This is a genomic window from Roseateles sp. SL47 (genome assembly GCF_026625885.1).
Lineage (GTDB): Bacteria > Pseudomonadota > Gammaproteobacteria > Burkholderiales > Burkholderiaceae_C > Roseateles.
Map to the genome: position 1 here is coordinate 1758329 of NZ_CP113068.1, position 25859 is coordinate 1784187.

A 25859-nucleotide genomic window follows, 5' to 3' on the forward strand; every position below is an offset into this window, starting at 1 on the left:
GAGCAACAGCCATGTGGGCACAGGCAGTCGTGGTGGGCGTGGTGGCAGCGGCCGGCTGGTGGGCGGTGGATGCGGCACTGGAGGTGCCGGTCACCGATGCGGCACGCGCCCGGACCGTGGCCGAGAGCATGGCGGTGTACCGGGCGGCCGTGGTCGCCTATGCCACCGCGCAGCCCGGATTCGAGGGAAGCGTCGACGACGGCCTGCTGAGCCTGCCCAGCTGGTGGAACGGTCATCCCGGCATCAGTGCCGTGGTGCAGGGGCCGTGGGTGGCCGTCTACCTGAACCGGCCGGCACCGGTGGATGTGCTGGCGCAAATGCAGCGCCTGTCCGCCGGCTCGCTGCTGGTGGGGGTGGCACACAGCGCCAGCGGCACCTTGTACGCCCCGCTGCTGGGCGACACCGGCCTGCCGGTGCCCGCCCAGGTGCCGGACGGGGCGCCCGTGTGGCTGGGCGTGAGGGGAACATGATGATCTCGCAGCTGCATCCGGTCGCATCAGCGACGCCCCGTGCCTGTGGCGGTCCGCATGGCGGTCGAGCGCTCGTCGACCGTCGAAGCCATCGTGGCGGTCTCCGCGATCGCGGGGTGACGCTGGTCGAGATGCTGGGCGCCCTGGCACTGCTGGCCATCCTGTCGGCGGGGGCCACGGTGCTGGTGAGCAACGGGCTGGACGATACCCGTGGACAGCATGCGGGGCGGCATCAGGCGACGGTGGTGGAAGCGACCGAGCGCTACATCCGCGAGCACTACGCCGATCTCCTCACCGCCACCTCCAGCGGCCCGGTGGCGGTGCCGATCACGGTGTTGACCGATTTGCTGCCCGCTGGCTTCCGCCCGGCCAATGCCTACGGTCAGACGCCCTGCGCGCGCATCGTCCAGCTGTCGGCGGGGCGACTCAATGCCCTGATCGTGGCCGAGGGCGGCGAGTCGATTCCGGCCAAGGACGTGGCCTACGTAGCCGCTCATGCCGGCCCCGGGGGCGGCCAGATCGCCACGGCGCAGCCGGGCCTGGCGCAAGGCGTCTTTGGATCCTGGCAGCTGGACCTGGCCCCCTACCAGGTGGTGACTTGCGGCGGGGCCAGTGCCAACGAGGGCCAGGCCAACCGACTCGCATCCGCGCTGTTCTTCGATGGTCCGTCCTCCAGCGCGGTCGACTATCTCTACCGTCAGGAGGTGCCCGGGCATCCCGAGCTCAATGCGATGAATGTGCCGCTGGGCTTCCAGGGCAGCGCCGTGGTGGTGGAAAACGATGCCACCGATCCGCGCTGCAGTGTGGGCGACCCGGCGTCCCAGGGGCGGATGGGCGTCAGCAATACCGGCGCGCTGCTGAGTTGCCAGTCCGGCGTGTGGCGTCGGCAGGGCTCGGCCTTCTGGAAGGACCCGGTGGCCACCGCTACCGCGCTTCCGGCGACCGACAACCAGCCGGGTGACGTGCGTCTGACGCTGGACACCTCCCGCGCCTTCTCCTGGACCGGCAGCGCGTGGAAGGCCCTGGCCGTGGACGAGAACGGCAATCTGGTTGTGCCCGGGACGGTCACCGGGCGTTATCTGCAGGTCACCAGCACCGAGACGGTGGATGCGGCCTGCCCGGTTGACGGGTTGATTTCCCGGGATGTCGATGGCCTGCTCATCACCTGTCGGGACGGCCGCTGGCGTTCGCAGGCCACGCAGGAGCTGGCCTACACCGAGACCGGCGGCTCGGTGCTGATGCGGTCCGCCTACATGGCGTATCCGGCGGGCACTTCGTTCTACAACGGCGGCTTCAGCTATGACGCCCCCAACGACACGGTGATGGCGTCGGTCGAGCGTGAGCTGGTGCCCGTCAAGGACGGCCTGGTGATCACCAACGTCAATGCGTCGATGAACAACGGCAGTGTGGACGGACCGCCCGCCGTCGGCCAGGTGACGCTGGTGGTCCAGGTGATCGATCGCGATACCGGCAATGTGATTGCCGCCAACCGGGCCATGTCGCCGCGTCTGACCAATGACATCGCCAGGCTGGCCGTGACCGTCTCCAAGGCGGTCCCCCGCAATCGCAACGGCTACGTGCTGCAGATGCTGACGCTGTGGACCACCTACCGCGGCAGCTACGAAGGCAATTTTTACAACCGCGCCAATTATCTGAATGCGGCCGGCCAGGTGGTGGAGCAGACCCCGCTGACGCTGGACTGGTCCATCGACCTGACCTACTGATTTCTTGAGGCGGCCCCCGCACCAGACAAGAGCGTCCCCCAGGGGGCGCCGAATGCACAAGGAACACCGGAAGCAAAGCAAGACCTGCGACCCCAACAGGCCACAGCAACACATCGGGCGAAGAACGATTCAACGAGCAACGCACGAGGACAGATCATGCGATGGATGTCAGGCAATACCCGCGGTGGACAGGCAATGTCCGGCCAGGCCCCACAAGGGCACGGCACCGGCAGCTCCTGCGCGCCCCATCCCAGCCGCCGCGCCGCGCGCCAGCCCCTCATGGCCCTGGCGGGCGCACTGGCCATGGTGGCGGCGGGCTCCGCACATGCCTGCTGGGAGCAGGCAGCCTCCAAGTACGGCGTGAGCGCGCAGCTGCTCTACGCGATTGCCAAGACGGAATCGAGCCTGCAGGCCAAGGCGATCAACCGCGCCAACAGCAACGGCAGCTATGACGTCGGGCTCATGCAGATCAACAGCAGCTGGTTGCCCACGCTGGGCCGTTATGGCATCCGCGAGAAAGACCTGTACGAACCCTGCGTGAGCATCGAGGTGGGCGCCTGGATCCTGGCGCAGAACATCCGCAGCCACGGCTACACCTGGGCTGCGGTGGGGGCCTACAACACCCCCAATCCGGAACGCGGGCTTCAGTACGCCCGGCGCGTGTACAACAACCTGCCGCAGGAACTGCGGGCGGGGCTGGGGTCATGGTGAGCGCGGGGAAGGGGTCGAGCCGGGCGGGCTTCGCCGGGGGGCGCCAGCGGCTTGGCCCGCTTGGTAGGCTTGGCAGGCTTAGGACGGCAGTGGCGGCTATGGCCGCGGCACATGGTGCCCGGGCCGCGGTGGGTGCGCGTCTGCGCTCAGCGGGGATGGTTGAGCAGGTCGTGCAATTCGCCGCGGGCGTAAGCCGCGCGCATCGCATCCTTGGCCGAGATTTTGCGCGCCTGGGTCAGCTGCACCAGGCTGTCGTTCAGCGTCCGGGACATGTTGTCCTCCTTGCGACGCATGAAGTCCGCCAGCAGGTGGAACTTGGCGGACTCCTCGATGAACGGGGTCGCCTGCTGGTGGTTGTTGAAGATCATCTCGCTGGCCAGCACGTAGCTCTCGCCGTTCTCGGCCGGCACCAGGCTCTGGCAGATCACGCCCAGCAGCGCGGTGCCCAGGGTGGCGGCACGGCGTTCGCGCTGTTCGGCCGGGAAGAAGGACAGCAGTTTGGAGATGGCGCCCATCGCGCTGCTGGTGTGCATGGTCGCCACCACCAGGTGGCCCGACTCGCCGGCATGCAGCACGGTGTCGGCAGTGTCGGGGTCGCGGACTTCGCCCACCATGATCACGTCGGGCTTTTGCCGCAGCGCCTCGCGCAGGCCGGCGCCGAAGCTGGGCGTGTCGCTGGGCACCTCGCGCTGGGAGATCAGCGCCTGCCGCCGGTTGAACTGGTATTCGATGGGTTCTTCGATGGTGACGATATGCGAGCTGCGGCTGGCATTGATGTGCTGAAGCATGGAGGCTGCCGTGGTCGTCTTGCCTGAGCCGGTGGGCCCCGTCAGCAGAATCAGCCCCTTGCTGGCTTCCAGCAAGGCCGAGCGCACGTACAGCGGCAGCCCGGTCTGCTCCAGCGGCAAGGGTTGCAGCGGCAGCCGTCGCAGCGACAGCACGACGCGTTGCCCGCCATGGACTGCATACACATTGCAACGCATGCGACTGCTGGGCAACAGCAGCGGCCGGTCGATGGCGCCGGACCGGATGCGGGTTTTCCAGTCCTCATCGATGGCGGCCAGCAGCGGATACAACTGCTCCTCACGGATGGGGCCCCAGGGCAGCGGGCGCCAGCCGCGCGGCGTCTTGATCATGGCCAGCTCATCCTGCTCGATGTGGATGTCGGTGACCGCATGGGCCTCGGTGGCCAGCGCCTCAAGCCGCTGCAGCAGCGGCGCACCCGAGCTGTCCTGGGGCGATGCGGCCATGAAGCCGCCGCTGGGGGGCTGGGAGGCGGGTCGCACGCGTGCGGCGGTGTCTGCGGTGTCGGAGCTGGCGTGCATGGCGGCCTCTGGTGTCTTGGTGGACGGGCAGAATGGGGCCCGGAGCCCGGCGGCCGCATCGGCGGGCTCGCGCCGCGCGGTGTCGGTGGTGTGTGGCCGCCGAACCGAGGCGGTTCCCCGCTTGTCCCGCACGACCGTGTCACCGGGGGTTAAGTGTGTGGCAGTGTGGATCCCGGGGACGGACGGGCCGCAGCGTGCCACAAACGCGGGGAGACCGTCATGAGCCGCATGATGGATCCGCTCCGTCTGTCCCGCCTGGACGGGACGCGGGGCGACCCGTCCGGGGATGACCCGGCGCCGGCACCGCTGCTGACGCCGGCGCTGGTGCGCCAGGACGGTCGCTTTGGACGCGAGGCGCCTATGTCTGGGCCCATGTCGGCGCCTGCATCGGCAGCCATCGCTTCTGTCTCCCCGCGCAGCGCGGCGCATGCAGGGGCAGGAGGCGGCAGCGGCCTGACGGAGGCCACGACGCCGCCGCCGACCCACCCCGACGCCTGGACGGCCGCGCGCCGCGTCGCCCCGCTGGCGGTCGACGTCCTGCTGCAGGGCGAGACTGGCGCGGGCAAGGATGCCCTGGCGCGGGAGATCCATCGCTGGTCGGGCCGCCACGGCAAGTTCATCGCGATCAACTGCGCGGCCATTCCCGAGCATCTGGCCGAAAGTGAGCTGTTCGGTCACGAGGCCGGGGCCTTCACCGGCGCGGTGAAGGCCCGCGAGGGCAAGCTGGAAGCCGCGGACAAGGGCACGCTCTACCTGGATGAAATCGACAGCATGCCGCTGGACTCGCAGGCCAAGTTGCTGCGGGCCTTGCAGGAGCGCGGGGCGGAGCGCTTGGGAGGCAGCCGTTTCTACCGGGCCGACTTCCGCGTGATCGCCTCGACCAAGGTACCCTTGCCGACGCTGGTGAAGCAGGGGCGCTTCCGGCAGGACCTTTACTTCCGGCTCAACGTGGTCAAGCTCCAGCTCACGCCGCTGCGGGACTCACCGGACCGCGTGCAGGCGCTGTTCGAGGCGTTTGCGCGCGAAGCGTCCGAGCGGCACGGCCTGCCCGTGCCGCCGATGGTGCCGGCCACCCGGCAGCATTTGTTGACACACAGCTGGCCGGGCAATGTGCGGGAGCTTCGTAATGCAGCGGAGCGCCACGTGCTGGGGTTCGAGCTGGTGGATGAAGAGATGGCGGCGATCATGGGAGCCAGCGTCCCTGGCAGCGTGGGCGGCGCCGTGCTTTCCCCGGGGGCGGCGTCTGGCGGTGGTGCCAGTGTCGGTGCAGGGTCTTGCGGCGCGCCGCCAGGCGGCCCCGCGATGGGGACCGGTCTGTCTCCGGGCCTGCCGCCCCACGAGGGCGACGGCACGCCTCCCGGCGCGGAGGAGGGCGCCGCCGCGGGCTCGCTGCGGGACCGCATGCGGCTGTTCGAGCGCGAGCTGATCGTCCACACCCTGAAGCAGCATGGTGGCTCGGTGGCCAAGGCCAGCACCGAACTGCAGGTGCCCCCGAACACGCTCTACTACCGCATCAAGACCTTGGGCATCCAGTTCACGCCGGAATGAAGGGGCACGGCCAACGCATTCGGGAACGCTTGGTCGTCTCGCACTACATACCAGGGAGCGTCGCGCGGCGACGCCCCAACCACTGTCTTGCGAGCCATGTACAAGGACCATTTCCAGCTGCGCGGGATGCCGTTCTCGATCGCACCCGACCCCGGTTACTTCTACCTCAGCAACCAGCACCGTGATGCCTGGGTGCATCTGGGCCATGCGGTCAACGGCGATGCCGGCGTCGTGCTGCTGACGGGCGAGGTCGGGGCGGGCAAGACGACCGTGTGCCGCCGCTTGATGGATGAGTTGCCGGCCCATGTGCAGGTGGCGCTGATCTTCAACCCGCGCATGAGCCCGCTGGACCTGCTGATCGGTGTCTGCCGCCAGTTTGGGATCCAGAACGCCAGTGATGCCCTGGCCCCGGAGGCGCTCGAAGCCCTGATCGCGGCCCACGTGGCCGAGCGGCGGCGAGACCAGAAGGCCTGCGTGCTGATCATTGACGAGGCGCAAGGGTTGCAGCCAGAGGTCCTGGAGACGCTGCGCCGTCTGCGCGCCGCCGCCTGGGATGAACGCGAGAGCCTGCGGCTGGTCCTCATCGGTCAGCCGGAACTCAACGAGCTGCTGGCCCAGCCGACCTGTGCGGCGTTCAACCAATGCATCACCCTGCGCTATCACCTCGGGCCGCTGGGGCTGGACGATGTGGCCGCCTACGTGGCCCACCGCCTGCAGGTGGCGGGGGCCCGCGAGCAGTTGATCCCGCGCCGCCTGGCCGGACCGTTGCACCGCATGAGCGGTGGCATTCCGCGGGTCATCAATCTGATCTGCGACCGGGCGCTGCTCGGGGCGTTTGTGCTGGGACGCCGCCGCGTCAGCCATCGCCTGCTGGTGGAGGCCTGCGGGGAGGCGACCGGCCGTGAGCCGGCAGCCAGCCAGTGGTGGCGGCGCGCGGGTGCGGTCATTGGCGCGGGCGGATTGCTGGCGGCCGGCGCCGTGCTGGCGGTGGCGGCGCGGCCCGCGCCCCCCATGACCGGTGCGCCGGCGGCGCCGCTGTTGCCGGTCATGGCGGCGGCGGACGATGCGAGCGTCGCGGGACTGGATCCGCAGAACCCTTCCGAATGGCCTGAGGGCATGGCCGGCCCCGCCAGTGAGCGGCTGGCCTTTGCGGCGCTGCTCAAGCGCTGGGATCTGCCCGCGCCCGGGCCTTCGGTGGCGCCCTGCCGCGCGGTGGTGGAACGCGGGCTGATGTGTGTGCAGGGCCGGGACGAGATCGAAGCATTGCGCCGCCTGGACATGCCAGCCGTGCTGCAGCTCGTGGACCGCCAGGGGCGGCAGACGCATGTGGCGCTGGTGCAGTTGCGGCGCCATCAGGCGGTGCTGCAGGTGGGCCGCAGCCTGCGCACCGTCTCCATCCCTGTGCTGGAGTCGCAGTGGACCCGTCACTACACCGTGGTCTGGCGCCCCCCGGCGGACCTGAAGGGCACGGTGGCGGATGGCGCGGAAGGTGCCCCGGTGGCCTGGATGCGGGAGCGCCTGGCACGTTTGCAAGGAGACCGGATCGAGACGCTCCCGCTCAAGCTCGAGGGGCGGCTGCGCAGCGCGCTGCAGGACTTCCAGCAGGAGGAGGGACTGCCGGTGAGCGGCGCGGCAGACCTGCGCACGCTGATGCATCTGGCCAGCCGGACGGAGCCGCTGGCCCCCTCGCTCGACAGTCGACAGTGCGGAGCCTGAGACCATGTCCATCATCCTGCAGGCGGTGCGCCTTCGCGAAGCCATGCGCGCGCCGCGCCTTGTCTCCCTGTACGGCGATCTGGCCCGGCGGACCCCATTGCCGTTGCCGCTCCAGCTGCCGCTGACACAGCCGCAGCGCCGCACCGCCGTGGGCGCCGCCGCTATGTGCGGCTTGCTGTTGCTGCTCTACAGCGTCGGGGACTGGCGTGCGGCCCAGCGTCGGGATCGGCCCTCTGTGCCCGTGGGAGCCGTGTCGTCGGAGGTGGCGGACATTCCGATGTTGCAGTCGCTGCCAGCCCGGCCTTCGACAGGGTCGGCCGTTGGCTCGCGTCCGGGCGGCTCCGCCGGGTCGATGGCCGGGGGGGCGGCAGGGGTGGGAGGCACGACACCGGCAAGGCAGGCGACGACCACGACGTCCGCGACCGCCACAACGTCCGCCGCTCAAGCCGCACAGGTCCCCGCGGCACAGAGGTCGGCTCCGGTGTTCCGTCCGCCCACCAGCCTGGCTGCGCCGCTGCCGGGGCCGTCGGCCACCGTGGCGACCTCGGCGTGGTCCGGGGGCGTCCCGCCGGCACCTGGCAGCGCGACGGCGGCCCCCCCATTCGCCATGCCGGTGTTCACGCCCGCGCCCAAGGTGGAGCCGGTCTACCAGACCGTGGCCGACCTTCCCGAGGAGGTCCGCCGCGCCGTGCAGCGCTTGCGGGTGCAGGTCCACCTCTACGTGCCGCTGGCCCGCCACCGACTCGTGATGGTGGACGGGCAGTCGGTGCGGGAAGGGGAGGAGCTGCTCAGCGGCGTGCGGCTCGATGAAATCACACCTCGCGGCCTGGTGCTTCGCCATGGCGAGCTGCGCGTGAAGCTGGAGACGCCATTCGTCCGCCCCTGACCGAGACCGCGGAGCTGGTCCGGTCGGCGTGGCCCCTTCGGTCGGCCTCCCGGGTTTTGTCGGCGGTGTCGGCGGTGTCGGCGCGGCTGGCGTCGTCTGCGCGGCGAGCCCCTGCAACGCGGGGGACTTCGTGGCCGCCACCCATATCGTGCGAACTCTCGTGGGGTTCGGGCCACCCACCTGACAGAGGCTTGCGCAGATGCTTCCCGGAACCTCCCTGGACGGCGCTACGGATTCCTCCACAGACCTCATCGCCTGGAGAAAAGATGAACGACCTTCAACGCAACCTGACCCAGAATTTCGCCGTGGCCTACGACCGCTACGAGCAGCACATGCGCGGTGCGGATCCCCAGTCGTTGGAGGATCTCCAGGCCGTGGTGCCCTTGAACATGGAGATGATGATCTCGCAGTGGGCGGCCAGCCAGGAGGTGAAGACACGGCACGACCTGATGAAGTCGAGCATCGACGCCATCCGTTGAATTCCAGCCCCTGATGCCGCCAGCCCGTGACGCCAGCCACGCGCCACGCCAAGCCAGGCGGAGCTTCTAGCGAAAGCACCCGCTGCCCCCACCGATCCAGCTGCCGCCCGCCCCAGGAGAATCGCCATGAGTGCCTTGATGCCCTTCAGCAGCCCGGAGGCGCTGCGCCCACTGGAAGGCCTTCGGCCACCGGTGTCCGCGCGGGCCACGGAGATGCTCGATGGACCGATGGCAGGGCCAGGGGCCGCCAGTCTGGCCGCAGGAGCTGCGGTGGCCACCGCAGGCGCTTCCGGTGAGGTGAATCTGAATGATGCGGCAGAGGAACTGACGTTCGGCGCCGCCTCGCGCATGGCGCTGCGCGGCCTGGGAACACCGGACCGCACCCACCTGGCCAACTTTGGCCGCGACCCCCGCACCCTGCGCCAGGTCTACCGCATTGCGCGCCTGAAGAGCCTGCACGCCGCCTACCAGGACACGCCCTGGGGCGCGCAGGCCCCCGCAATGGCGCAGGAACTGCTGGCCAAGGCCAAGGAGGGCGGCAACGTCCAGCATCTGGCGGACCTGCAAAGCGTCGACCCCTTCAAGCGTTATGCCTATCTGCTGGAAGCGGACGAACTCGCCCAGCGCGATCCGCAGGCCGACCCCGCCGTGCGCGAGCGGCTGCAGCAGGCGCAGGTGTCCTTCTGGCAGCAGCACCAGCGCCGCATCATGGCGGGGTTCAACACAGCCAGGCCGCTGGCGCGCTTTGCACAAAGAGGGCAGGAATGGGACGACTTCCGCGAGATCTACTACGACTGGGTGCTGCAGGGCGGCGGGCTGGCGGCTACCTTCAAGAGCCTGCTGTCACGCTTCGGCCCCGACCGCATGCGCGACGCGGTGGACACGCTGCGGCAGGCGATCGTGGCGGACCTGGCCTCGCCGCTGGTGCAGGCCGATTGGTCGCGACTGGTGCAGCAGCAGGGCGACCTGGAGCGCACCCGCACGATCTGGTCGCTGGTTGTCGACGCCGATCGCTTCCTGGCCGCGGCCCATCGCCGCGAGCCCACCGATGCGCAGGTGATGGGCTTTGTCTCCGACGTGCTGGACTACGCCACGCTCGCCGCCAATGAGCGACGGTTCAGCGCGTTGTGCGCGACGGCTTATCCGGGCGGCGAGGTCAGCCCATGGCAGCGCAGCGAACTGACGAAGTTCCTGCGGCGCCACCTGCCCATGGAGATCTGGAGCAGTCCCGAAGCGCGCGAGACGCTGTTCACCGTCACGCCACCCAGCCTCAGTGCTGCCATCGCCGTCCGCTAAGGCCATCATGGAAACGATCACGCTCTTCCGCGAAGCCCTGGTGATGGTGGTGATGCTGTCGGCGCCGGCCCTGGTGGTGACCACCGTGCTCGGGGTGCTGGTCTCGCTGGTGCAGGGGCTGTTCCAGGTGCAGGACCAGGCCCTGTCCTTCACCATCAAGGTGGTGGCGTTGGTCGTGGTGCTGCTGCTCACCGGCCAATGGATGCTCACCGAGCTGTTCTCGCTCACCAACCACATGTTCGTGTTGCTCGGGCAGCGGCGCTGACGCGCGGAGCCCGCCGCCGCGACCGACCCGTTCCTTCCTGCCGTCCATTCGACTTCCATCCGATCAAGGACCTCCCATGGAAACACCGCCTCTCACCGACTTTCCGACCTACAGCTTCACCAGCGGGCCGGCGCCGCAACCCGGCGCGTTCCCGGAGCACAGGCAGGCGCTGAACATTCCCAGCGTCCCCAGCCTCGGGGGCAGCCAGATGCCGGACTTCCCCAGCTTCTCCTCCAGCCACGACGACACCAGCGTCGTGTCGTCCGAGAACGCCAGCGTGGTCCGTGACCGCACCGATGCCACGCTCACCCTGCCCACGACCGAGAACGCCGAGCACAAGGATCTGGAGATCCAGATGGGCGACAAGACGGTCAAGCTGCGCTGGCATGAAAAGCTGGGCTACGTGATGGTGGGCGAGAAGACCGGCTCCGGCGAGATGCACATGTATACCGAGGCCGAATTCCGCGAAGCCAACAAGGGGCAGCTGGAGCAGAGCGGTGGTGGGCGAATTCCTCCCGCCACGTCGCAGAAGCCGGAATATTTCGTACCGCCTGAAGGGTCGCAATCGCTCATCTACCGCTATGACCCGGAAAGCGGGAAGGACGTCATCGTGGGCTATCGCGTCAATGGCGAGCGCCATTACTTCCAGAGTCGCGCCACCATGGAGGCGGTGAACGCCAAGGCCACGGAGGGAGGCCTTGCCACGCCCACCCGGCCCCCGACCGCCCCGGACGATTCCATCCCCAGCGCCAGTCAGTTCAATGAGGGCTATGTCAACCAGTTTGCGTTTGCCACCAACAACGACGGCAAGACCTACATCTGGCGCTGGGACGAATCCGCCGGACGCTACTGCGCGGTCGGTGAAAGCCAGCCCGAAGAGGGTCACTTCTATTGGTACAACACCAGCGAATACCAGACCAAGAACAGCGGACCGAATGCGCTCGTGATGAGCGGCTCGCCGATGCGCGCACCGGTGGCGGATCCTGCCCATCCCGAGGCGGTGGAGACCGGCAACACCGAGATCCGCTTTGTGCAGGACGACAAGGCCGGTGAGTACGGCAACGGAGCCGAGAAATGGGGCAAGCCCATCTACATCATTGACCGCGATACCGGCCACAAGGTCTACATCGGCGTGCAGGTCACCAAGGACGGCAAGACCTCGGAGTACTACTTCGACAACGTCCACATGAACCTCTACAACGATACCGAGACGATCAACGGCAAGACCTACTTCAAGGCGAAGGATCTGAGCACCGTCGACGACAAATACACGCGCGAGAACGAAGGGCAGCACTGACCGGCGGGGCTCCCGCACCACGGTTCTCTGTCCCGCAAGCTCCCAGGGACCGGCCGCGCGATGGCGCCGCCGGTCTCTCTTTTTTTGTGGACGGTGTCGGCGCGTTCATGGGTGCACGCTGCACGGATCCCAAGTCTCCGTGCAGATTCCCGGCACTTGAATTCCATTCCTTGTGAGGTCGTTCAAGAGGATGCATGGAACGCCATGGATACACGATGAAATCGGACCTCTCGTCGATTCGAAGGGCTGGCACGGCTGTTGCGAATGGACCCTCCATCCGACCGCTTTCGAGGTTGTTCATGGAGTTCCTCATGTCCCTGGAGATCGCCCCCATCGATCGACCACGCGCCCATCCCATGCTGACCGTGCAGGACCTGGAAGCGCTGGTCCATGTGCATGGTCGCCGGCTGCGCAACTTCATCAGGCGTCGTGTGGCCAACGCGGCCGACGTCGAGGACCTGATGCAGGACACCTATCTGGAGGCACTGCGCTGCCTGGGCCGTTATGAAGGCGCGTCCCGTCCGGAGACCTGGCTGTTCGGCATTGCGCTGAATCTGGTGCGCACCCATTACAAGCGCGCCGCCCATCGCCCGCTGCTGGAGGACGAGATCACCCACGATGACCGCGAGCTGGACACCGCCCCATCCCCGCTGGAAACCGTGGAGCGGCTGCAGACCATCCACCACCTGGAGCGTGCGGTGGCGCGGCTGCCGGTGGAGTCCATGTCCGTGCTGACACTGGTGCTGGATGAACACATGACGTATGAGCAGGTGGCCGTGCGGCTGCAGATTCCGGTGGGCACGGTGCGCTCGCGCCTGTCACGGGCACGGGCGCTGCTCAAGGGTGTGGAACAACGCGTGGGAGGACTGTGATGAATCCGACAGCCGTTTCCCGTTCGGCGTCCAGCGTGGCCGCTCGCCCGAGCGCGGGCGCCCTGATGATGGCCGTGCTCCAGAAGGTGCCCTCGCGGGTGGAGGCGATCCTGGCGCTGGCAGTGGTGGGGGTGATCTTCCTGCTGGTGCTGCCGGTGCCCGCACCGGTGATGGACGTGCTCATTGCCATCAACCTTTTCATCTCGGCGCTGCTGATCTCGCTGGCGCTGTATGTGAGCAGCCTGACGGCGTTCTCCACCTTTCCCGTGGTGCTGCTGCTGTCCACGCTCTTTCGCTTGGGCATCAGCGTGGCGACCACGCGCCTGATCCTGCTCGACGGGCATGCCGGCTCCATCGTCGATACCTTCGGGAATTTCGTGGTGCGCGGGGACGTCATCGTCGGTCTGGTGATCTTCACCATCGTGACGGTGGTGCAGTTCCTGGTCGTCACGAAGGGCGCGGAGCGGGTCGCGGAAGTCTCCGCGCGTTTCTGTCTGGACGCGATGCCGGCCAAGCAGCTGGCCATCGAGAACGAACTGCGCTCCAACCTCATCGACCAGGCCGAGGCCAAGCGCCAGCGCAACCTGCTCAACACGGAAAGCCAACTGCTGGGCGCCATGGACGGTGCAATGAAGTTCGTCAAGGGCGATGCCATTGCCGGCATGGTGATCTTCGTCATCAACCTGGTGGGCGGCCTGGCCACCGGCATTCTGGTGCATGGCCTGTCGGCGAAGGAGGCCATTGCGCATTATTCGGTGCAGTCGGTGGGGGATGGGCTGGTGGCCCAGATTCCTGCGCTGCTGACCTGCCTGACCGCGGCCATCCTGGTCACGCGGGTGGATGCGGTGGGCAAGCCGTCCGACAAGAACGGGCCCGCGCGCAGCTTCGGCCGGGACCTGCTCGGTCAGCTGGGCGCGTATCCGCGCGCGCTGTGGGGGTTGAGCGCGGTGATGCTGCTGTTCGCCCTGATCCCTGGCATGCCGCCCCTCGTGTTTGGCTTGCTGGCCGCCGGCGCTGCGGGCCTGGCCCTCATGACCCAGCGCCAGGCCCGCCGTGAGGCAGACAGCAAGGCCGCTGACGTTGGCAAGGGCGAGGTCGCCGATGCCGCCATCGTCCACGAATTCACCCAGATGGAGCCGCTGCTGATCGTGTTGCCGGACGGGGTGCAGGACCTGCCGCAGGTGCGCGCGCTGTGCGCGGAGATCAACGAGGCCCGCAATGAGCTGGTGCGCGGGCTCGGCATGTCGCTGCCTGGCTTTGCGTTCCAGTATGACCCGACCATGGCGAAGGAAGCGCTGGAGCTCCGGGTCTACGAGGTGCCGGTGATGCGCATGCCCATGAAGCCCACGCGTGTGGCCATCACCGGGCGGCACGCACCGCAGGCGGCGCCGCTGTCGCAGGAGGTGGAGGAGGGCGCCGGGCCCGCCGGCACCGCCATCGTCTGGCTGGAACCGGAGCAGCTGGCCGGCCGTGAAGACCTGCAGCAGGTGGCCATGAGCTGGTCCAACTGCCTGCGCGACCGGGTCAAGCGCAAGCTGATGCGCTACGGGCCTCGTTTCACCGGCGTGCAGACCGCGCAGAAGTACATGACCTGGATGGAAGGCTGGATGCCGGAGCTGGCCAAGGAACTGCAGAAATCCCTCACCACCGGCAAGCTCGCGGACATCACTCAGCGGCTGCTGCGGGAAGGGGTCTCGATCCGCAACATGCGGCTGATCATGGAGACGCTGTCGGACGTCGGCCAGCGAGAGCGCGAGCCAGCGCTGCTGGCGGAATTCGTGCGGCATGCGCTGCGTGAGCAGATCTGCCACGAGCTGGCGCCGCGCGGGAAACTCGCGGTCTTCGTGCTGGACCCCGAGCTGGAAGACCTGCTGACGCAGAGCATCCGCCAGGGCGCGGCGGGCAGCTTCCTGGCGCTGAGCCCATTTGAGTCCAGCCGCATTGTCGACGCCATCCGTGAGACGCTGGCCCAGCACCAGGATCGCAACAGCCCGCCGGTCATTGCCTGCGCGCAGGACGTGCGGCGCTTCCTGCGCACGCTGCTGGAGCCTGACCTGCCGGACGTGGTGGTGCTGTCGGTGGGAGAACTCAGCCCCGAGGTGGCGGTGACGGTGCGCGGCACCGTTGAGCGGCCCAAGGACATGGGCTGATGCGGCGGCGCGGCCCCTTCATGACATGGCCGGTCAGCACGATGGAACCGGCACCTGTTTCAGTTCACCTATCAGGCGCCCCTCCGCGCGCCTGAGCGGGACGGATCAACGCAGAGGTCACCATGGTCAATCCAGTAGTCTCCAGCATGCCCTCGGTCACCACCGAGTTGCGCATGGGTCCCCAGCACCCGTACCCGGAGCCGACACCGCAGCCGGTGCGGCCGCACACCGAGCGAAGCACGGCGCCGGTGGTCAATGCCTTGCGGATGAGTGCGCCGCTGAGGGCCTTCAACCAGACGCTGCAGCGGGAGTTGGGCCGCACCTCATCCACCATGGAGCTGCTGCTGGGCCGGACGCTCAGTCCGCGCAAGACGCTGGAGGCCGCGCTCAAGGCCGCGGGCAAGGGCGCGGGAAAAGGCGCGGGAAAAGGCGCGGGAAAGGGCTGCAGCGTGCGCCGCGTCGCCAAGGACAAGGGCCGCGACCTCTACGACACTATCCACGAACACCAGGGGCCGGTGATTCTGCTGGGCGTTCATGGGGGCCCCGAGTTCGTCTTCGAGCGTCACGACGACGGCACCTGGCAGGGCTACCACGCCAATGGCCATGAGCCGCTGCCACCCGGGGTCGGCCCCAAGGAGAAGGTGCTGGAGCAATTCCACCGGCATCACGGCCTGATCTACAGCCTGTTCGCGGTGGGAGGGTGGGAGGGGCGGAGTACGCTGACGTCGCCGTCGGACATCCTCGTGATGCGGCCGGCCACGGATGGACGTAGAGATTGGCCGATGCCGCCCGAAGCCCGGTCCAATCGCCGCTCCGGCGATGGTGATGACGACGGCGATGACGACGGCGGCCTCCGCGCAGGCCGGGATTCCGCGCCGAACGTCCTGCAGCGCCGGGTACGGGCGACGCACTCGATGGATCACACCGACGAGCGGCCCGACCCCATTCCTGCGGATGACCGCGACGATGAGAGCGACAGCTCGTCAGTCGTGCGGCCGGCCTCCGTCCGGAGCCGATCTACGCATCGGGAGGAAGGCCATGACGACGGCGACCATGCAGATGTCGACGCTGCATCGACGCTGTCGATCAACGACGAGCCCGACAGAACCTCTGAAGACCAGCAGCCGCATTAAGGGGGAGCCCCATGTCCAACGCGCTTTTGTCCTCCTTTCGCAGCCCCGCATGCCACAGGCCGTCGGCGGTCCGAGCCGCGCTGGCGTGGAGCCTCTCCTGGCTGGTTCGCAGCATGTGGCTGATGACCCTGCTGCTGGCCGGGCTGGCCATGGCCGCCCCCCCGCCGTCCTGGAAGGACAGCGGTTATGCCTACAACGCCCAGGGCGTTCCGCTGGCCAAGGTGCTGTCCGACTTTGCGCGCAGTCACGGTGTGGAGCTGCGGGCCTCTGCAGGCCTGATGGAACCGGTGAACGGCTCCATCAAGGCGGCCAGCGCCACCGACTTCCTGGACCGGCTGGCCGCCACCTGGCGGTTCCAGTGGTTCGTCTACAACCGCGTGCTGTATGTGAGCCCGGCGGCGGACATGGTCAGTGAACGGCTGGAGATCTCGCGGGACGCGATGTCGGACGCCAAGACGGCCCTGACCGGCATCGGCCTGTTCGAGGCACGCTTCGGCTGGGGCGAGATGCCGGAGAGCTCCGCCGTCATGGTCTCCGGCCCTTATGAATACCTGCGCCTGGTGCGTGAGGCGCTGGCGGAACGGGACCGCGCCAGCGACTATGAAGCCATGGTCTTCCGGCTCAAGAACGCCGCCGTGGATGACCGCACGGTGACCATCCGCAATCAGACGGTGGTGACACCGGGCGCCGCATCGCTGCTCAAGAGCATGATCAGCGGCGGCAACGGCACGGGACGGTCCATCATCGGCGCCTCGGGCCTGATGAACGACATGGCCACCAAGTCCACCGGCGGCATGCCGCCGATGTTCACGGCCACGGGCAGCAGCGGCGATGCGGGGTCCACGGCCACGGTGGGCACCAACCTGCCGCAGCGCTCCAACGGGTCACGCTCGAACACCGGCGGCAACCGGAGTGTCTCGCTGGAAGGGGACGTGCGGACCAATTCCGTGGTCATCTACGACATGGCCAAGCGCCGCCCCTACTACCAGCGGCTGATCGATGCCATCGACGTGCCCCAGCACCTGGTGGAGATCGAGGCCTACATCATCGATGTGAACCGAGACCGGGTGTCCGAGCTCGGCTTCGGGCTGGATGCCAAGGGCGACCATGTGCACGCCATCATCGATCCGGCCGGCGTGCTGGCGGCGCCGCTTACCGGGGGCAGCTCGCTGGTGGTGTCCAACGTCGACCGGTTCTTCTCGCGGCTCAGCCTGATGGAGCGTGATGGAGAGGCCAAGGTGCTGGCCAAGCCCAGCGTGCTGACCCTGGAAAACCTGGTGGCGGTGCTGGACCTGAGCCAGACGGTCTACATCCGTGCCACTGGAGAACGGGTGGCGAGCATCGAGCCGGTGACGGCCGGCATGCTGCTGCGCGTGACGCCCCGCGTGGTGAAGGACCGAAAGTCCACCCAGGTCAGCCTCACCGTGGATATTGAGGACGGCAAGGTGCTGGCCGCTGCCTCCAGCGAAGAGACGCCGGAGGTGCAGCGCAGCACCATCAGCACGCAGGCGATGCTGCTGGACCGCCAGTCGCTGGTGATCGGGGGCTACAACACCGACAGCACCAGCAACAAGGACGCGTCGGTCCCCGGACTCTCCAGGATTCCGCTGATCGGCAAGCTGTTCTCCGGCACCCGCAAGGAGAGCCAGAGCCGCCAGCGCCTGTTCATCATCACGCCCCGACTGGTGAAGGTCGGCGGCGCTTCGTCGACCTGAAGTTTCGCGCCCTGGGAGCAACATCATGCAACTCCGAGTACTTACCGGCCTTCACCGCGGGGCCGTTCTGGATCTGGACGAGGAAGCGGGCTCGCTGACCCTGGGCCAGTCGCCCATGGCCGATGCGCCCATGGCGGATGCCGGCCTGGCGGACCTGCATTGCCGATTGCAGCTGCAGGACCGGCAGTGGAGCCTGGCGCCAGCGGATGGTCAGGTCCTGGATGCGCGCGGTCAGGCGCTGCGGGGGCCGGTGGTCCTGGCGCAAGGGGACTGCTTTCAGCTGGGAGACGTGTGGATGGCTTTTCAGGCCGCGGAAGATGCCTGGATGGAGGCGCCGACGCGCACGATGGGCAAGCGCACGGGAGGCGCCCGGGGCGATGCGCGGGGCAAGGGCGGGGCGCCTGGCCAGCACGCCAGCGTGGGGAAGGGCCGCAAGGGCGGCGGTCGCGGCCTGCTGGGGAGCCTGGGGCTGGGCGGCGAGGCGGCAGCAGCCTCGGCCTCGGCTGCGGCCCAGACTCACGGGCGGGCCCCCGGCGCCGCCACCTATCCCCGCATGCGGGCGTCACTTGCCAGCGGTGCACTGGTCGTGGTGATGCTGCCGTTTGCCGCCTGGTTCGTGTCTTCCGCGTGGGGACGCGCAGAGCAGCGCGCGCCCGGGCTGCCGCCGGCGGGCGCACCCGCGCTGTCTGCCCTTGCCGCGTCCACGCCAGCAGGGACGCAGGGGACGTCCTCCGTCTCCGCCGCCGATCTGGCCGAGGAATTCACGCACGGGCTTGCCGAGCGCGAGCTGGTCGACAAGCTGGACCTGACCCTGAAGCCGGACCGCTGGGAGATCCGCGGCAGCCTGGACGCCGAGGAACAGCGGCGTTTCGAGCGCCTGCTGGTGCGCTTCACCGAGCACCGGAAACCCGCCTTCCCGATCGACGTGGCCCTGGTCACGCCGGCCGAGCTGCTGCCGTTCAAGGTGGTGGAGATCGTCAGCGGCAAGAACGCGGTGATCGTGACGGACGGTGGCGCCCGGCTGTCGGTGGGTGATACGGTCGAGGGCTACAAGCTGGCCACGGTGGAACCCGGCAAGGCGGTCTTCAGCGGCAAGCGTCGCATCGAGGTGCTGCTGTGACCGGGTGGCCGACGCCGCCCGCCCTGCGCTCTGCCGATGGCCTGGCCGCCGCGCTGGAGCGCCAACGACAGGCGGTGGGCCGCGCGGCGCTGGTCAGGGCCAGCGGGCATGTGCTGAAGGTCAGCGGGCCGCTCATCCAGGCGGCGCTGCCCAGCGTGCGCATGGGCGAGATGTGCAGCATCGGGCCGCTGCCGCAGAGCGGGGCACGTCTGTCCGCCGAGGTGATCGGCTTCCAGGACCATCATGCGCTGTTGTCGCCGTTCGGCGCCACGGACGGCGTTGGACCGGGGACACCCGTGCAGCCCCTGGGGCGCCCGCAGGCGCTGAGGGTGGGGCGGCACCTGCTGGGCCAGCTGCTGGACGGTTTCGGGCAGCCGGTCGCCGGTGCGCTGGTGAGCGGACCTGATACGGTGGAGGTGCCCGTGCGTGCGCCGGCACCGGCCGTGCTGGAGCGCCAGCCCGTCACCGAGCCGCTGCCCACCGGCGTGCGCGTCATTGACGGACTGTTGACCCTGGGACGCGGCCAGCGCATGGGCGTGTTTGCCGGACCGGGCTGCGGCAAGACCACGCTGATGAAATCGATCGGTGCGGCGGTGCAGTGCGATGTGGTGGTGTATGCCCTCATCGGCGAGCGCGGCCGCGAGCTGGCGGAAATGGCCGACATGCTGCATGACCCCGCCCTGCGGGAGCGCGTGGTCATCGTCGGCGCCACGTCGGACCGCTCCGCCGGCGAGCGCATGCGCGCCGCCTACACGGCCACGGCCATTGCCGAGGGCTTCCGGGCCCAGGGCAAGAATGTGCTGCTGCTGGTGGACTCGTTGACCCGCTATGTGCGGGCGGTACGGGAGACCAGCATCGCGGCGGGTGAACCTACCGGCCGCACCGGCCTGCCTGCATCGGTCTACGCGGAGCTGCCGAGGCTGGTGGAGCGGGCAGGCAATACGCGCCAGGGGTCGATCTCCGCGCTCTACATGGTGCTGGCGGAAGGGGCCGTGCGCGACGATCCGGTGGCGGACGAAGTGAGGTCCTTGGTGGATGGGCACATCGTCCTCAGCGCTGCGCTGGCGGAGAAAGGCATCTTCCCCGCCGTGAAGGTGCTGGAGAGCCTGAGCCGGCTGATGCCGGACATCGTTTCTGCGGAGCATCAGCAGGCGGCGCGGGAGGTGCGTCGGCTGATGTCACGCTATGAGGACATGGAGCTGCTGATCCGGCTGGGTGAAGTCAAGCCCGGCGCCGACCCGGAGACCGACCGGGCAGTGGCCGCCCATGACGACATCCTGGCCTACCAGCAACAGCGCCTGAAGGCGCCGGGCGGGTTCGAGGCGGCAGTCCGGCAGTTGTCGGACATCGCGCGGCGCTACGCCGCCTGAGGAGCGCCGCTTGGCCTGGTCCCCCCTCATGATGAAGCGGATGTCGCAGGTGCGCGACCTGCGCATGCGCATGGCGGAAGTCCATCTGCTGCGGGAAGAGCGTGCGCTGGAAGAGCGGCGCAGCGAGCAGGCCCAGCGGCGGCAGGACCTGGCCCGCACGGAGACCGACGCACGCGATGCCGCCCGCAAGGCCAACGAGACGCTGGTGGGCCGCACCACTGGGGGCCGCAGCGGCATCACGCAGTGGGCACTGGACCGGCAGCAGGCGCGGCGGGACGTGGCGCAGGCCCATGCCCTGGTGGAGGACGCGGTGGCGGCGCAGGCGCGACAGCAGCGTGTGTGTGAGGACGCCCGCCAGCGGTGGCGCGGCACCCGCTTTGACGTGGAGCGACTGCGACTGCTGACCGAAGCGACCCCGGACGACTCGCGGGACTGACCCGCAGCTGATCCCGCCGCGGCGGGTGGAGACACGTGACATGGTGGAGAGCCTTGATGGTGGGCGGTTCCTCGCGGGACGTGAAGCAGGCGGAGGCATGCCGAACATGCCGCCCGGCGCCTTTCCTGGCAGGGCGTTCCCGGCGAGGGATCGCACAGGTGCCGATCGTGCCGACGGCGGAACTCGCCTGGCACGGGATGATGCACCGGGCCCAAACGGTCGAGGCAGGGATGCTGACCCACAGGCAGCGGAAGCCGAGGGCAGCGGCCCGGGTCGCGCCGAGCCTGCCGACCGCCATGAACGCCAACCCGCCGTCGACCGGGCCGAACGGGCCGACCCGCAGGCCCGAGTAGACGCGATCGACGAGCGGCCGCCGTTCGACCCCTCGGATCCGTTCGACCAGGCGGTTCCACTCCTGTCCCCCGACGTCCAATTGCCCTCCAGCTGGTGTCCTGAGGACACCGCCGACCTGGGGGACGCCGTTCGCGAGTTCCGCGCGGCGCTGGAGTCGCCGCTGAGCGCCGACATGCCGCTGCAACACCTGGCGGGCGAGATCGGCGGGCATCTGGACAGCTCCATGGAAGAAGCCCGCTGGCTGCAGGGTCTGCAGGCGTCGCCCACCGGTCAGGGCCTGCAGTTCGAGTTCTCGGTGGACGTTCCCGGCATGGGGCCGCTCACCGGACGGATGGTGATCGGCAAGGGCCGCGCAGAGCTGGAGCTGCAGGCCCACCGGCCCGCCACGGCTGCGGCCCTGCGGGCGCAGGCCCCGCAATTGCGGCAACTGGTGCAGCGGCACTCCGAAGGTGATGTGGAGCTGTGGGTGCTGTGAGCCCCCGGCCAGAACTGACAAGGAATTCAGGCATGACAAACACCGGCACACTGACCGATACGCGCGGCCACGCGGGCGGCGGCGCACGCGCGAGTGGGCAGCCGTCCCGACGCGGCGAATCATCCACCCAACCGCTCCCGCTGCACCAACCACACCAACCGCGCACGGTGGACGCCGCAACGGCCCGACTGGCAAGCCTGCTCGGCGCGGGCCGACGCGGATGGCTGCGGCTGGCGCAGACCCGTCTCTCGCTCACGCTGTCCGGCATGACGCCGTCGACGCCCAGCCTGCCCGCCAGCCTGGACGCACAGGTGGACGGCCTGCGCATGCAGACCGCGTCGGGTGTGCTGGTGGTGTCGCCGGCACAGCCGCTGCTGCGCGTGCTGACCCAGATCGACGTCCCCGAAAGCGGGCCGCTGCAACGCCTGCTGCTGGACCTGGCGGTCCAGACCCTGCCACCTGGCTGGATGAGCCTTTTTGGGGACCCCGTGCTGTCGATCACGCACGGGCGGGAAGCCAGCGGGCATGAGCCCGGGATGTTCACGCTGTCGCTGGTGCTGAGTGACGGCCACATGCGCCTGCCGCTGACCCTGCGCGGCACGACGCCGGCCCTGTTGGCGGTCCTGTCCCGAACCGGCTGGTCAGCCGTGCCCGTGGACCCTCCGATGCTGTCGCACCACCAGCGCCTCAAGGTGCCGCTGCGGCTGGGAGAGAGCCTGGTGACTGCCGTCGCCCTGCGCGACCTGGCGCCCGGCGACGTGGTGCTGATCGAGCAGCCCCTGTTCGACCGGCATGGACAAGGTCAGCTTCGGTTGGGCCGACGCGTTGCACTTTGTGAGCTTTCCCTCGGGAACCGGGTCGAGTGCCGGTTCACCAACTGGGCGTATGGGTCACACGACGGGCCGACCGCGGCGCCGGTCGCGCTGCCCCCGGGTCTTGTCTCCAACCCTTCACCCCCCCACGCCATGGATGCAGACGCCCTCAAACCGTATCACCTCCAGCAGGACGCCGATGAGCCGTCGCCCCAGCGGGGCGAGGACGTCCCCCCCGCCTCGCCCCGGGAGGATGTCGAGCCCGCGGACAGCCCCAACACGGCGCCGCTGCTGGACGATCTGCCCGTGCGCCTGAGCTTTGACCTTGGCACGCTGGAGCTGCGCCTCGGCGAGATCCAGGCGCTGGTCCCGGGCACCGTGCTGCCGCTGGCCGCGGGCCTGCCGGCGATGGTGCAGGTGCGCTGTGAAGGGCGTCTGGTGGCCACGGGTGAGCTGGTGGAGGTGGATGGCCGCCTCGGCGTGGAACTCGCCCACCTGGGAGCACGGGCTTGAGCGCTCAAATGGACGGCCTGAGCGTCACGCTCCTGCTGGCGGCGCTGTCGCTGCTGCCGCTGCTGATCGTGTCGACCACCGCCTTTCTGAAGATCGTCATCGTGCTGATGATCACCCGCAACGCTATCGGCGTGCAGCAGGTGCCGCCCAGCATCGCGGTCTACGGCATCGCGATGATGATGACCGCCTTCGTCATGGCGCCAACCCTGCAGACGGTGGCGGGCTCCATCACCCAGGCCCTTCAGGAGCGACCCCAGCAGCAGTGGCAACAGACAGCGTCCCGCACGGTGGAGCCGCTGCGCCAGTTCATGCTCAAGTACGCCAAGCCGGAGGACCGCGAGCAGTTCCTGGACAAGGCCCGCAAGCTGTGGCCGCCCGAGCAGGCGGCGCAGGCCAAGAGCGACGATTTCTTCATCCTGGTCCCCGCATTCATGATCTCGGAGATCCAGGCGGGCTTCGAGATGGGCTTCCTCATCTACATCCCTTTCCTGGTCATTGACCTGATCGTCTCCAACCTGCTGCTGGCCCTGGGCATGCAGATGGTTTCCCCCATGACGATTTCGCTGCCGCTCAAACTCTTCCTCTTCGTGGCTGTGGACGGCTGGGGCAAACTGTTGCGGGCCCTGCTGGACTCCTACCTGTGAGCGGCGGCCAGGGATGACCGACATCACGCAGACCGGCCTGGTGGAGTTCGCCAATGCCGCCCTGAGGGCGGCTGTGCTCGGCGTGCCACGATTGTTCGTCTGCATGGCCTTGCTGCCGCTGTTCCCGTCCAGCGTGTTTCCTCGGCTGCTCAAGGTGGGGGTGGCCATGGGCCTGGGCGCGCCGGTCTGCCTGGGGGTGTACTGGCAGATGCAGGAGGCGCAGGCGGTGAACATCGGCGCGCTGGTGGCCAAGGAATGTGTGCTGGGGCTGCTGCTCGGGCTGATGCTGGCGGCGCCCCTGTGGGCCATTGAAGCGGTGGGCACCTTGACGGACAACCAGCGCGGCGCCAATGCCGCTCAGCAGGTAACGCCCTTCGCCCAGGCGGATGCCTCGGTCATCGGCTCCGCGTTGCTGCAGGCCATGGTGGTGGTGCTGGCGGCCAGCGGGGCCTTTGCGCTGGTCTATCGCTTTTTGCTCTTCAGCTTCGAAGCCTGGCCGGTGCTGCAACCCTTGCCGGATCTCACCGTGTTCAGCCTCGATCACAGCCTGCGACGCTTTGGGGAGTTCGTGATGAAGGCGGTGCTGTTTGCCGCGCCGATGCTGACCATCGTCCTGTTGATCGACTTTGTGTTTGCATTGATGGGCGTTTTTGCGCCCCAGCTCCAGACCTACTTTGCCGCGTTCCCGATGAAGAGCCTGTGCGCCATCCTGGTGCTGGCGCTCTACCTGACCGTGCTGCTGGGACATGGAGAGCGGTATCTGCTGCAGACGCTGGATCAGGAGACGCGCCTGCTGGAGCAGCAAAGCGGCCAGCAGGAGTGATCCGGACCCCCTCGACCGCCCTCCGGAGCCGACCATGTCCGAAAAGAACAAGCCGCCCACCCGAAAACGCCTGCAGGAGTCGCGCGAAGAAGGGCAAGTGGCCCAGACGCCGTCCATCCCCCACTTCCTCGCGGCCGTCGGCTGCTTCGAGCTGATCGTGGGAACCAGCCACTTGTGGCTGCAGCAGGCCGCCGAAATCCTCGGCTCCTATGTGGGCCGTGTGGGCCAGCATCAGCCGATGGCGCCCATCGGGGTGAAGGACCTGCTGGTGCCGCTGGCCGGCGTGGGGCTGGGTGCGGCGCTGATGGTGCTGCTGCTGGCGGCCCTGCTGGGCCTGATCGGCAACATCGCGCAGACGGGCATCGTGATTGCGACCAACAGTTTTCTGAAGTTTGAACGCCTCAATCCCGTGGAACACGCGCAGCAGCTGTTCTCGTCCGAGCAACTGGGCAAGCTGCTGATGGACGTGCTCAAGGTGTCAGCCATTTTCGGCTGCGGGGTGCTGGCGGTGCTGATGTCCATGGACAGCCTGTTGCGGCTGGCCGACGGCACCCTGATCCAGGGTGTTCAAGTCGTCCTGGCGATGCTGCTGCTGTGTGAGCGGCTGGCGCTCATCGTGCTGGTGATCTGCGTGGTGATGGACTGGGCCCTGCGTCGGCATGCCCACAACAAGTCGCTGATGATGACCCGTGAAGAGGTGGAGCGGGAGCAGAAAGACCAGTTCGGCGACCGCCATGTGCGCGCGCAGCGCAATGAGTTCCGACGGGACGTGCTGGCGGGCGAACTGACCGAAAACACCCGCAAGGCCAATGCGGTGGTCACCAACCCCACCCACTTCGCCGTGGCGCTGCTCTACGACCCCAAGCGCTTCCCGCTGCCCGTGGTGGTGGCGCGGGGCAGCGACGAGGCGGCGGCGCACATGCGGCGGGTGGCCAAGGCCCATGGCATTCCGATTGTGCGATCGCCCCCACTGGCGCGGCTGCTCTATCGCACCGGCAAGGAATGGCGGCCGGTGCCGCGGCTCGCCTTGAAATCCGTGGCGGCGGTGTACCGGGTGGTGGCGCAGATCCAGGCGGGCGAGCGCCGCGTGGACGAGGATTTGCACGTCGATGACGACACGCCGGAACACGGACCCTCCGCGTGAAAAAGATGGAACAAAGGCCACGCCCCCGCCACCCAATCCATACAAGTCATCCGCTGGGGTTCGCCCCGCATTCATCCACCCTCCCAAGGAGCCGCAATGGCAGCAGACGTTGAACTCGGCAGCAGTGAGCGGGACATGCTCAATGAAATGGTGTTGAACCAGGTCATGGACATGGCCAGCGACCCCAGCAAATACAGCAAGGCCGTCAAGTACGACAAGGAGGCGTGGCGCGGGGAAGACCAGGACGATGAGGAAGAGCAGCACATCGCCAAGCCGATCGACCTCTCGTTCTGAGGCGCGCCGACTTTCATCCACCCGCCCAGGAGCATCGAATGATTCCACTCTTGATCGGTGTCATGGTGGCCTCGACCGCGGCCACCGTTGGTACCACCATCTACGCCACTGAGGAGCAGAAGAAGCAGACCAAGGAGACGATCAAGAACCAGAAGGAGAACACCCTGCTGGCTGCCATCGTCGACTATGGCGGCTCCTTGAACACCGCGCCCGGATCCATTCCGACGGCGTAGCGGCTGGCGCGGTCACGAATCCGTTCCCCCAACCGGTCCATTGACCTGCATTGA

25 protein-coding genes are annotated in these 25859 nt (G+C 68.3%); 24 read left to right on the forward strand and 1 reads right to left on the reverse strand.

Going from position 1 to position 25859, the window contains the following annotated elements; genetic code table 11:
• The first annotated feature begins 11 nt into the window (after positions 1 to 11).
• The 3 genes from pilM to OU995_RS07620 all read left to right on the forward strand — a co-directional run bounded on the left by pilM (position 12) and on the right by OU995_RS07620 (position 2905).
• Positions 12 to 470: a type IV pilus biogenesis protein PilM gene (gene pilM, locus OU995_RS07610; RefSeq protein ID WP_267834923.1), complete on the forward strand. Its 459-nt coding sequence runs from the start codon at positions 12 to 14 to the stop codon at positions 468 to 470.
• Complete coding sequence (pilV, locus tag OU995_RS07615; RefSeq protein ID WP_267834924.1) at positions 467 to 2194, forward strand: shufflon system plasmid conjugative transfer pilus tip adhesin PilV; 1728 nt, start codon at positions 467 to 469, stop codon at positions 2192 to 2194. Before pilM ends, pilV begins: the two co-directional genes overlap by 4 nt.
• 156 nt (positions 2195 to 2350) lie before the next feature.
• Complete coding sequence (locus OU995_RS07620; protein WP_324288722.1) at positions 2351 to 2905, forward strand: lytic transglycosylase domain-containing protein; 555 nt, start codon at positions 2351 to 2353, stop codon at positions 2903 to 2905.
• Between the two features lie 146 nt (positions 2906 to 3051).
• Here OU995_RS07620 and OU995_RS07625 read toward each other — a convergent pair whose 3' ends face one another.
• Complete coding sequence (locus OU995_RS07625) at positions 3052 to 4155, reverse strand: type IV pilus twitching motility protein PilT (RefSeq protein ID WP_420714879.1); 1104 nt, start codon at positions 4153 to 4155, stop codon at positions 3052 to 3054.
• 294 nt (positions 4156 to 4449) lie between these two features.
• On the opposite strand from OU995_RS07625, the gene OU995_RS07630 reads away from it, so the two are divergent.
• From OU995_RS07630 to OU995_RS07730, 21 genes are all read left to right on the forward strand, one after another.
• Complete coding sequence (locus OU995_RS07630; protein ID WP_267834926.1) at positions 4450 to 5778, forward strand: sigma 54-interacting transcriptional regulator; 1329 nt, start codon at positions 4450 to 4452, stop codon at positions 5776 to 5778.
• Between the two features lie 96 nt (positions 5779 to 5874).
• The gene (locus OU995_RS07635; RefSeq protein ID WP_267834927.1) at positions 5875 to 7494 is read left to right on the forward strand and encodes an ExeA family protein; all 1620 of its coding nucleotides are present in this window, start codon (positions 5875 to 5877) and stop codon (positions 7492 to 7494) included.
• 4 nt (positions 7495 to 7498) lie between these two features.
• A complete protein-coding gene (locus tag OU995_RS07640; protein WP_267834928.1) occupies positions 7499 to 8380 on the forward strand; it encodes a general secretion pathway protein GspB in 882 nt (293 codons plus the stop codon).
• A 266-nt stretch (positions 8381 to 8646) separates the two neighbouring features.
• Positions 8647 to 8859 (forward strand): hypothetical protein, encoded by a 213-nt coding sequence (locus OU995_RS07645; protein ID WP_267834929.1) that lies wholly within the window; start codon positions 8647 to 8649, stop codon positions 8857 to 8859.
• Between the two features lie 126 nt (positions 8860 to 8985).
• Positions 8986 to 10155 carry an HrpJ domain-containing protein gene (locus tag OU995_RS07650; RefSeq protein WP_267834930.1) on the forward strand — a complete coding sequence of 390 codons (1170 nt, stop codon included), beginning with the start codon at positions 8986 to 8988 and terminating at the stop codon, positions 10153 to 10155.
• A 7-nt stretch (positions 10156 to 10162) separates the two neighbouring features.
• The gene (locus OU995_RS07655) at positions 10163 to 10420 is read left to right on the forward strand and encodes an EscS/YscS/HrcS family type III secretion system export apparatus protein (protein WP_267834931.1); all 258 of its coding nucleotides are present in this window, start codon (positions 10163 to 10165) and stop codon (positions 10418 to 10420) included.
• 76 nt (positions 10421 to 10496) lie between these two features.
• On the forward strand, positions 10497 to 11717 hold the full coding sequence (locus OU995_RS07660; protein WP_267834932.1) for a hypothetical protein: 1221 nt from the start codon (positions 10497 to 10499) through the stop codon (positions 11715 to 11717).
• A 311-nt stretch (positions 11718 to 12028) separates the two neighbouring features.
• Positions 12029 to 12589: an RNA polymerase sigma factor gene (locus OU995_RS07665; protein ID WP_267834933.1), complete on the forward strand. Its 561-nt coding sequence runs from the start codon at positions 12029 to 12031 to the stop codon at positions 12587 to 12589.
• Entirely contained in the window at positions 12589 to 14739 is a 2151-nt protein-coding gene (gene sctV, locus OU995_RS07670; protein WP_267834934.1) for a type III secretion system export apparatus subunit SctV, read from the forward strand. The genes OU995_RS07665 and sctV overlap by 1 nt, the downstream gene beginning before the upstream one ends.
• A 122-nt stretch (positions 14740 to 14861) precedes the next feature.
• Entirely contained in the window at positions 14862 to 15872 is a 1011-nt protein-coding gene (locus OU995_RS07675; protein WP_267834935.1) for a hypothetical protein, read from the forward strand.
• 113 nt (positions 15873 to 15985) lie between these two features.
• Entirely contained in the window at positions 15986 to 17587 is a 1602-nt protein-coding gene (gene sctC / locus OU995_RS07680; protein WP_267834936.1) for a type III secretion system outer membrane ring subunit SctC, read from the forward strand.
• Positions 17588 to 17612: 25 nt separating this feature from the next.
• The gene (locus OU995_RS07685) at positions 17613 to 18707 is read left to right on the forward strand and encodes an FHA domain-containing protein (protein WP_267834937.1); all 1095 of its coding nucleotides are present in this window, start codon (positions 17613 to 17615) and stop codon (positions 18705 to 18707) included.
• Entirely contained in the window at positions 18704 to 20077 is a 1374-nt protein-coding gene (locus tag OU995_RS07690; RefSeq protein ID WP_267834938.1) for a FliI/YscN family ATPase, read from the forward strand. The genes OU995_RS07685 and OU995_RS07690 overlap by 4 nt, the downstream gene beginning before the upstream one ends.
• A 10-nt stretch (positions 20078 to 20087) precedes the next feature.
• Positions 20088 to 20513 (forward strand): hypothetical protein, encoded by a 426-nt coding sequence (locus tag OU995_RS07695; RefSeq protein WP_267834939.1) that lies wholly within the window; start codon positions 20088 to 20090, stop codon positions 20511 to 20513.
• A gap of 97 nt (positions 20514 to 20610) precedes the next feature.
• Complete coding sequence (locus OU995_RS07700; protein ID WP_267834940.1) at positions 20611 to 21342, forward strand: flagellar hook-length control protein FliK; 732 nt, start codon at positions 20611 to 20613, stop codon at positions 21340 to 21342.
• Between the two features lie 32 nt (positions 21343 to 21374).
• The gene (locus OU995_RS07705) at positions 21375 to 22667 is read left to right on the forward strand and encodes a FliM/FliN family flagellar motor switch protein (protein WP_267834941.1); all 1293 of its coding nucleotides are present in this window, start codon (positions 21375 to 21377) and stop codon (positions 22665 to 22667) included.
• Positions 22668 to 22675: 8 nt separating this feature from the next.
• Positions 22676 to 23311, forward strand: a complete 636-nt coding sequence (sctR, locus tag OU995_RS07710) for a type III secretion system export apparatus subunit SctR (RefSeq protein WP_267836202.1) — start codon at positions 22676 to 22678, stop codon at positions 23309 to 23311.
• 13 nt (positions 23312 to 23324) lie between these two features.
• Complete coding sequence (sctT, locus tag OU995_RS07715) at positions 23325 to 24134, forward strand: type III secretion system export apparatus subunit SctT (protein WP_267834942.1); 810 nt, start codon at positions 23325 to 23327, stop codon at positions 24132 to 24134.
• Between the two features lie 34 nt (positions 24135 to 24168).
• Entirely contained in the window at positions 24169 to 25278 is a 1110-nt protein-coding gene (locus OU995_RS07720) for an EscU/YscU/HrcU family type III secretion system export apparatus switch protein (RefSeq protein ID WP_267834943.1), read from the forward strand.
• 96 nt (positions 25279 to 25374) lie between these two features.
• On the forward strand, positions 25375 to 25572 hold the full coding sequence (locus OU995_RS07725) for a hypothetical protein (protein WP_267834944.1): 198 nt from the start codon (positions 25375 to 25377) through the stop codon (positions 25570 to 25572).
• A gap of 38 nt (positions 25573 to 25610) precedes the next feature.
• Positions 25611 to 25805 (forward strand): hypothetical protein, encoded by a 195-nt coding sequence (locus OU995_RS07730; protein WP_267834945.1) that lies wholly within the window; start codon positions 25611 to 25613, stop codon positions 25803 to 25805.
• Positions 25806 to 25859 lie beyond the last annotated feature (54 nt).